The sequence below is a fragment of the Paraconexibacter sp. genome, from assembly GCF_059438195.1.
Genome location: NZ_JBLKKY010000110.1, coordinates 1 through 7,753, shown reverse-complemented (window position 1 = coordinate 7,753; position 7,753 = coordinate 1). Strand labels below are relative to the sequence as shown.

Below are 7,753 nucleotides of genomic sequence, written 5' to 3'. Positions count from 1 at the left end.
CTTCGTTATGATCCTGTATTGTTTTTGGGGCAGATATTTGGTACAGGCATCTATGCCAGAAATCTATTTTTACACTTTCGTTCACTTACCTTACGTTCAGAAAAAAGCAGAAACAAGGTCGTTTGATAAGCTATTAAAAAATGAATAATTCACATGCCCTGCTTTCCAATACAAAGGCTCAATGGGGATTGTTAGCCCTGCTTTGCCTGTTTACTTTTTTTATCAATAATCGATACATAGAACCCAGCCTGATGGAGGCAAGGAATTATGTCACAGCCAGAGAAATACTGGAAAATGAACGAGGTCGGGGACGAGCGGGCGCAGCAGCGCCTCGACGGCGTCGCCGTCGCCGCGCGCCGCGCGCTCCCGCCACTGCGCGACGTCGACCTCGACCGCGGCCCCGCCCGCGAGCCCGACGGCGTCCCGGCCGAGCACGAGGTGGGCGTCGGCCGCCTCGCCGAGCGCGGAGCGCAGCGAGGAGAGGGCCTGGCGGAGGGTGTGGCGCGCGACGTCCTCGCTCGCGTCCGGGCGCAGCGCGCCGGCGACGCGCGAGCGCGCGTGGACGCCGGGATGCAGCGCGAGCCACGCGATCAGCGCCTGGCCCCGACGGGAGGAGGGCGGCGGCAGCTCCCGCCCGTCGCAGATGAGGCGGAGCCCGCCGAGCAGCTCGACGCGCAGCATGCACCGCAGCGTAGTCGCTGCCGGACGCCCCTCGGACGGCGTCGACGGCGCGCAGACGCTGGGCGGACGGTGCGCGGACGGGCGCGCGGGAGCCTTGGCGGCGTCATCCCGTCCCCCGAGGAGATCCGCCATGTGCCTGCACCACGCCCCCACCCCGACAGCCGAGCCCGCCGACGCGACCGAGGCGCGCCGCGACGCGTTCGCCGAGCGTCTCTTCGCCGCCTCGATCGAGGCGATGGACCTCGCGACGATCACGCTCGGCGACCGGCTCGGCCTCTACCACGCGCTGCACGGCCGCGGCGCGACGACCTCCGCCGAGCTCGCCGAGATCGCCGGCATCGACGAGCGCTACGCCCGCGAGTGGCTCGAGCAGCAGGCGGTCACCGGCGTCCTCGACGTCGACGACCGTCTCGCGCCGGCCGAGGAGCGCCGGTACGCCCTGCCCGAGGGCCACGCCGAGGTGCTCCTCGACGCGACGAGCCTCGCGCACACCGGCCCGCTCGCCGCGGCGGTCGCCTCGGTCTACGAGGCCGTGCCCGCGGTCGCGCGCGCGTTCCGCAGCGGCGGCGGCGTCCCCTACGAGGACTACGGCGAGACGTTCGTCCGCGCGCAGGCCGCGCTCAACCGCCCGGTCTTCGAGCGCCTCCTCGCCGGCGAGTGGCTGCCCTCGATCGCCGACGTCGACGCGCGCCTGCGGTCGGTCGATCGTCCGGGCCGCGTCGCCGACATCGCGTGCGGCGGCGGCTGGTCGAGCATCGCGGTCGCGCAGGCCTACCCGCACGTCCACGTCGACGGCTTCGACGTCGACCGCGCCTCGGTCGAGCTCGCGCGCCGCAACGCGGCGGAGGCCGGCGTCGCCGACCGCGTCCGCTTCCACCTCCACGACGCGGCGACGCCGGTGCAGGGCGACTACGACCTCGTCATGGTCCTCGAGGCCCTCCACGACATGGCCCGCCCCGTCGACGCGCTGCGCACCATGCGCGCGCTCGCCGGCGAGGACGGGGCCGTCCTCATCATGGACGAGCGGGCGGCCGAGACCCTCTCGCCCGGCGACGACGTCGAGCGCTGGCTCTTCGGGTTCAGCGTCCTGCACTGCCTGCCCGTCGGCCGGACGGAGACGCCGTCGGCGGCGACCGGGACCGTCATGCGCCCGCAGACCGTGCGCGCCTACGCGACCGAGGCGGGGTTCGCCGACGTCGAGGTGCTCCCGATCGAGCACGACACGTTCCGCGTCTACCGGCTGCGCTGAGCATGTCGGCGACGATCGACATCCACGCGAGCGTCCTCGAGGCGCCCGAGATCGCCGGCTACCGCGACCAGTGGGCCGCGGCGCCGGCCGGTCTCGCGGCGCGCTGCGGGATCGCCCACGCCGAGGCGGGCGGAGCGAGCTGCGTCGCGATCGGCGCGATGCCGGGGTCGCGGCTCGCGACGCACGCGCTCGGCCTCGCCGACGACGCGGGCGGCGACGAGCTCGCCGAGATCGAGGCGTTCTTCGCCGCGACGGGCGTCCCGACGCTCGTCGCGGTGCCGGCGGGCGCGCCCTGCGAGGCGGCGCTGCGCGACCGCGGCTACGAGCGCGAGTACCCGTGGGTGAAGTTCGCGCGGGACACGAGCCCGCCGGAGCGGATCGACTGCGACCTGCGGATCGGCACGGTCGCGGCGGCGGACGCGCCCGCGATGGGGGTCCTCCTCGCGCAGGTGTTCGACCTCCCGGCCGAGCTCGCCCCGTGGTTCGCGGCGCTGCCGGGCCGGCCGGGCTGGCACTGCCTCGGGGCGTTCGACGGCGACCGCCTCGTCGCGACGGGGTCGCTCTTCGTCCGCGGCGAGGCCGGGTGGGTGACGTGGGGCGCGACGCACCCGTCGGCGCGCGGCCGCCGCGCCCAGCAGGCGCTGCTCGCCGCGCGGATCGACGTCGCGAGGACGCTCGGCCTGCGCCGGCTCGTCGTCGAGACCGGCGACATCGCCGAGGGCAAGCCCGACGCCTCGCACCGCAACATCCTGCGGGCGGGCTTCCAGGCGGTCTACCGCCGGCCGTTCTGGCGGGCCCCCTGAACCGCACGGCCCCGCGAGATGCAGCTTCGTCACCGCAGCGGTGACGTTCCTGCATCTCGAGGAGGTGGGGGCGTCAGGTGCGGCGCTCGAGGCGGTCGGCCTCGGCCTGCTTCTCGCGGGCCTCTTCCTGGGCGCGGGCGGCCTCGTCCTTCGCCTCGCCCTTGCGCTCCTCGCGACGGCCCTGCTCGCGGAGGTGGGCGTCGTCGGCGACGTCGCCCGCGGTCTTCTTGAGGCGGCCGGTGATCTTGTCGAGCAGGCTCATGCCGCCGGGATACCCCTCGGGATCCCGGCTGAACCGCGACGGGAGTCTCAGCGAGAGCGCTTGCGGCGCTTGTCCGCGCCAGGCGGCCGCTCGGGGATCTTCCCGAACTTCTCGCGCTCCTCGTCCGTCATCTTGCGGACGGTGAGCGACCCGTTGTCGATCTGCGCCTGCATCTCCGCCATCTTCTTCTCGCGGGCGTCGTGGGCGCGCTGCTGCTGTGGACTGAGCTTGGACACTTGTGACCAATGGTACGGGGTCGGGCACCTCGGCTTCCAGGGTGCCGCTCACTCGCGGCCCCCGAAGCCCTTCATGAGCTCGAGCGGGACGGGGAAGACGACCGTCGTGTTCTGGTTGACGCCGAGGTCCCCGAGGGTCTGCAGATAGCGCAGCTGGAGGCCGCCGGCGTTCTCGCTGATGACCGATGCGGCGTCGGCGAGCTTCTCCGCGGCCTGGTACTCGCCCTCGGCGTTGATGATGCGCGCGCGCCGGTTGCGCTCTGCCTCGGCCTGGCGCGCCATCGCGCGCTGCATGTCGGTCGGGATCTCGACGTCCTTGATCTCGACGACCGACACCTTCACGCCCCACGGCTCGGTCTGCTCGTCGATGATCTGCTGCAGCTCCTCGTTGAGCCGCTCGCGCTCCCCGAGGAGCGTGTCGAGGTCGGCCTTGCCGAGCACCGAGCGCAGCGTCGTCTGCGAGATCTCGGAGGTCGCGCGGTTGAAGTCCTCGACGTTGACGACCGAGTTCACCGGGTCCATCACCCGGAAGTAGGCGACGGCGTTGACGCGCGCGGGGACGTTGTCGTGGGTGATGACCTCCTGCGGCGGGACGTTGAGCGTGATCGTCCGCAGGTCGGCGCGGACCATCTTGTCGATGACCGGGATGAGGAGGATGAGGCCGGGGCCCTTCGCCCCGAGGAGGCGGCCGAGGCGGAAGACGACCCCGCGCTCGTACTCGCGGAGGATGCGGATCGCCGCGGCGAGGAGGATCGTCACGAGGAACGCGACGGCGATGACGACGATGAGGAGGGTGCTCATGGGGTGCTCTCCGGTGGGTGGTCGGGGTCGGGACGGACGAGGAGGGTGAGGCCGTCGACGGATTCGACGCGCACCGTCGCGCCCGGGGCGACGGGCTCGCCCGAGTCCTCGGTGAGGCGGGCGCGCCAGAGCGCGCCCTGGACGTACACCTGGCCGGCGGGGTCGAGCGCGGTGCGGACGTCGGCGGGCGCGCCGACGAGGTCGTCGGCGCCCGAGCGCGGCGGGGCCGAGCGCGCCGCGATCGCCTTCGAGGCGGCGAAGAGCGCGAAGGCGCCGAGGACGACGCCGGTCGCGGCGGCGAGCGGGACCGAGACGTCGAGCGCCTCGGAGTCCGTGTCGTAGAGGAGGAGGCCCGCGGCGACGAGCGAGGCGATCCCCGCCGCGCCGAGGAGGCCGAAGCTCGGCACCTGGGTCTCGGCGGCGAGGAGGCCGATGCCGAGGACGAGGAGGAGGATGCCGGTCGCGGTCACCGGGAGCTGGGCGGTGCCGTAGAGGCCGAGGAGGAAGGCGATCGCGCCGAAGAGTCCCGGGCCGACGAGACCGGGGCTGAGGACCTCGAGCACGATGCCCAGGAGGCCGCCGAGAAGGAGCAGGTAGGCGACGCTCGGGTTGACGAGGAACTGCTGGATCTCGTACTGCAGCGGCATGTCGCGCCGCTCGACCCGCAGGCCGGTCGTGTCGAGCGTCTGCGCCTTCGGGCCGGCGATCTCGAAGCCGTCGAGCGCGCGGAGGAGGTCGTCCTGGGACGAGGCGACGAGGTCGATGAGCCCCTGGTCGAGCGCCTCGCGGGCGGTGAGGTTCTCGGCGTCGCGGACCATCCGCTCGGCGACCTCGGCGTTGCGGTCGTGCGCCTCGGCGAGCGCGCGGGCGTAGGCGGCGGCGTCGTTGGTGATCTTGCGGCCGAGGACCTCGTCGGTCTCGCCGCCGCCGAGCGTGATCGGGGTCGCCGAGCCGATGTTCGTCTGCGGGGCCATCGCGGCGACGTCGCCGGCGAGCGTGATGAAGAGGCCCGCCGACGCGGCCCGCGAGCCGTCCGGGGCGACGTGGACGACGACCGGCATCGGCGCGGTGCCGATGTCGCGGACGATGTCGCGCATCGAGGTGTCGAGGCCCCCGGGCGTGTCGAGCCGGATGATCGCGAGCGGCCGACCCTCCTCGGCGGCCTCGGCGAGCGCCTCGTCGATCCAGTTGGCCGAGGCGGGGTCGATCGTCCCGGTGAGCTCGATCGAGACGGCGGTGTCGCGGCGGTCGGTCTGCGCGGCGGCGGTCGACCAGACGAGGAGGAGCGCGCCCGCGACGAGGCAGGCGAGGGCGGCCATGCGCCGCCGCCGGGGCGGCGCGCCGGTCGCCGGGTGGCGCGAGGGGCGCACACCCGACGGGTACCCGCTCCGCGGGCCGGTAGGCGTGCGCCGGCGCGCCTACCCCAGGGCGGTGCGCAGCTCGATCGGGTTGCGCAGGCAGTACACGCCCGGGCAGTGGTCGTCGGCGGCCTGCTTGATCTCGGCGAGGGCGTCCTCGTCCGCGTCGGCGTCGACGTGGAGCGTCCAGTCGACGTGCTCGACCGGCGGGTTGTCGGTGACGCCGAGCGCGCGGCTCTGGTCGACCTCGGTCTCGACGCGCGCCCGCAGCGCATGCAGCTCGACGCCCGCCTTCGCGGCCTCCTGCGCGAACGTCATCGCGTAGCAGGCGAGCCCGCCCCAGAAGCAGTAGGCGAGCGGGTTCGGTGCCGCGCCGCCCCCGCCCATCGGCGGCGGGAAGTCCGCGGCGAAGTCGAACGTGTTGCCGTCCGGCAGCGGGATCGTCGCGGTGAACTGCGGCCCGCCGTCGGTGTGGAAGACGCCCTCGAAGCTCGTCGGCATGACGACCGTCGATGGGTCCTCGCGGGCGCGCCGCGTCGTCTCCTCGAGGGCGGGGAGGTCGATGTTGTGCATGGGCGGGTGGTTCCCGTATGGCGGCGGGGTGACACGGGGGGTGGGCCTGGCCGCGCCGGTGTGGCCGGTGTGGCCGGTGACTGTCGATCTACCGACGCCTAGCGTGGGTGGATCGACACTCACGCCGAAAGAGGGGCGCTTCAGTCCTTCGCGGCCGGGACGAGATCCGCGAGGTCGCCGGCGCTGAGACGGAGCCGCCGCCCGTCGCGGAGCGAGGCGACGATCTCGCCGTCGCGCCCGAGCAGCCAGCGCGCGTTGATGGCGGTGAGATGCGTGACCTCGCCTGAGGGCGAGAGCCGGACGGCATGACCCTCGGGGGTCTCCTGTGCCGGGGCGCTCTTGTCGTCCTCCGCCGAGGAGAGATAGAGCACGTCGCCGATGTGCTCGTACATCCCTGAGAGCTGGAGGTCTGCCGAGGAGACGTGGACGGTGACGGAGGACATTGTCAGGCAGGCGAGCGTGTCGTCGCGAAGGCAGTGACGATGATGGCAGGGGTGTGGGAGAAGTCGACCACCACGAGGATCCACTGTCTGCGGCCGTGAGCGAAGAAGCGCTCGCGGGCCGGCCGCACGTCGGCACGGCGCACCGCTGGCGAGCGCACGGCGCGAGCGATGAGCGCGAGGTCGGCTGCTGCCGAGTGCTCCTCGAGGATCTTCGCGTAGACCACCGCCGGGAGGACCACGCCGATGCCTTCCGGCGCCCGCGTGCGGGCGACGATCTCCACGTGCTCGACGCTCGCATGCCACGGTTGCGGGGCGACCAACCGCAGCCAATTCGTACGACCGGACGCGCGTCTTCTGTCGCGAACGTCACGATGGCGCACCTCGGCGCTCGCGGGGAGCGGAGCGCTCGTGTCGGCCGTGAGTGTGGATCTACCTGGCTGTGCGCCGGGTAGATCCACACTCACGCCGAGGGGGACGGCCAGAGGCGCGCGCGGAGGCCGCTCGCGCGGGCGGCCGGGCGGGCGATCGCGGCGCGCACTGCCGCCTCGTCCCCGACGACGAGCAGGCGGGTCTGGGCCCTCGTCGCCGCCGTGTAGAGGAGCTCGCGGGTGAGGATCGGGGAGTCGGGCGGCGGCAGGATCACCGCGGCGGTGCCGAACTGCGAGCCCTGGCTCTTGTGGATCGTCATCGCGTGGACGGTGTCGACCGCCGCGAGGCGGGACGGCGCGAGCGTGACGATCTCCCGGTCGCGCTCGAAGGCCGCGGCGAGCCGGCCGTCCGCCTGGGTGACGACGACGCCCGCGTCCCCGTTGAAGAGGCGCAGGCTCGGGTCGTTCTCCGTGACGAGGAGCGGTCGTCCCGCGTGCCACTCAGCGGAGGGGTCGAAGTCGCCGACCGCGTCTTGGAGCCAGCGCTCGACGACGCGGACCCAGTGGCTTGCGCCGTGCGGTCCGCGGCGGTGCGCGCAGAGGAGCCGGAAGCGGTTGAGCGCCTTCAGTGCGGCGGCGGCGTCCCCGGCGCGGGCGGCGGTGACGAGCTGCGTCCCCGCGTCGACCGCCGCGTCGCGGACGACGCCGAGCGCGTCGAGCGGCGCCGTCCCCGCGTCGGCGTCGAGCCACGTGACGTCCGGTGCGCCGCGCCCGAGGACGTCGAGCGCCGCGTCGGCGTCGCCGGCGCGGATCGCGGCGGCGAGCTCGGCGATCGCGCCGGCCTCGGCGTAGCGGTGAACGCGGTCGAGGACGACGACGCCGGGCGCGAGGGGGGCGTCGGCGCCGCCCTCGCTTGGCGCGCCGCCGGGGTACGAATCCAACGCGCGTTGATCTGACCCCCATATAGGGGGCGAATCCA

11 protein-coding genes are annotated in these 7,753 nt (G+C 73.0%); 2 read left to right on the top strand and 9 right to left on the bottom strand.

Annotated features, from left to right (window positions below):
* Positions 1-270 precede the first annotated feature (270 nt).
* Positions 271-681 carry an AfsR/SARP family transcriptional regulator gene (locus tag ACME2J_RS21520; RefSeq protein WP_495547001.1) on the bottom strand — a complete coding sequence of 137 codons (411 nt, stop codon included), beginning with the start codon at positions 679-681 and terminating at the stop codon, positions 271-273.
* A gap of 130 nt (positions 682-811) precedes the next feature.
* Between ACME2J_RS21520 and ACME2J_RS21515 the strand changes: the two genes are divergently transcribed.
* Positions 812-1,930: a class I SAM-dependent methyltransferase gene (locus ACME2J_RS21515; RefSeq protein WP_495547000.1), complete on the top strand. Its 1,119-nt coding sequence runs from the start codon at positions 812-814 to the stop codon at positions 1,928-1,930.
* A gap of 2 nt (positions 1,931-1,932) precedes the next feature.
* Positions 1,933-2,733: a GNAT family N-acetyltransferase gene (locus tag ACME2J_RS21510; RefSeq protein WP_495546999.1), complete on the top strand. Its 801-nt coding sequence runs from the start codon at positions 1,933-1,935 to the stop codon at positions 2,731-2,733.
* Between the two features lie 73 nt (positions 2,734-2,806).
* Here ACME2J_RS21510 and ACME2J_RS21505 read toward each other — a convergent pair whose 3' ends face one another.
* From ACME2J_RS21505 to ACME2J_RS21470, 8 genes are all read right to left on the bottom strand, one after another.
* Positions 2,807-2,995: a hypothetical protein gene (locus tag ACME2J_RS21505; RefSeq protein ID WP_495546998.1), complete on the bottom strand. Its 189-nt coding sequence runs from the start codon at positions 2,993-2,995 to the stop codon at positions 2,807-2,809.
* A gap of 47 nt (positions 2,996-3,042) precedes the next feature.
* Positions 3,043-3,231, bottom strand: a complete 189-nt coding sequence (locus tag ACME2J_RS21500; protein ID WP_495546997.1) for a hypothetical protein — start codon at positions 3,229-3,231, stop codon at positions 3,043-3,045.
* Positions 3,232-3,279: 48 nt separating this feature from the next.
* Positions 3,280-4,032: a slipin family protein gene (locus ACME2J_RS21495; RefSeq protein WP_495546996.1), complete on the bottom strand. Its 753-nt coding sequence runs from the start codon at positions 4,030-4,032 to the stop codon at positions 3,280-3,282.
* Entirely contained in the window at positions 4,029-5,351 is a 1,323-nt protein-coding gene (locus ACME2J_RS21490) for an NfeD family protein (protein WP_495546995.1), read from the bottom strand. Before ACME2J_RS21490 ends, ACME2J_RS21495 begins: the two co-directional genes overlap by 4 nt.
* Before the next feature lie 99 nt (positions 5,352-5,450).
* On the bottom strand, positions 5,451-5,963 hold the full coding sequence (locus tag ACME2J_RS21485) for an OsmC family protein (protein WP_495546994.1): 513 nt from the start codon (positions 5,961-5,963) through the stop codon (positions 5,451-5,453).
* Between the two features lie 140 nt (positions 5,964-6,103).
* Positions 6,104-6,406, bottom strand: a complete 303-nt coding sequence (locus tag ACME2J_RS21480) for a hypothetical protein (RefSeq protein WP_495546993.1) — start codon at positions 6,404-6,406, stop codon at positions 6,104-6,106.
* A 2-nt stretch (positions 6,407-6,408) separates the two neighbouring features.
* On the bottom strand, positions 6,409-6,687 hold the full coding sequence (locus ACME2J_RS21475) for a hypothetical protein (RefSeq protein ID WP_495546992.1): 279 nt from the start codon (positions 6,685-6,687) through the stop codon (positions 6,409-6,411).
* A 179-nt stretch (positions 6,688-6,866) separates the two neighbouring features.
* A complete protein-coding gene (locus ACME2J_RS21470; RefSeq protein ID WP_495546991.1) occupies positions 6,867-7,715 on the bottom strand; it encodes an ATP-binding domain-containing protein in 849 nt (282 codons plus the stop codon).
* Positions 7,716-7,753: the final 38 nt, after the last annotated feature.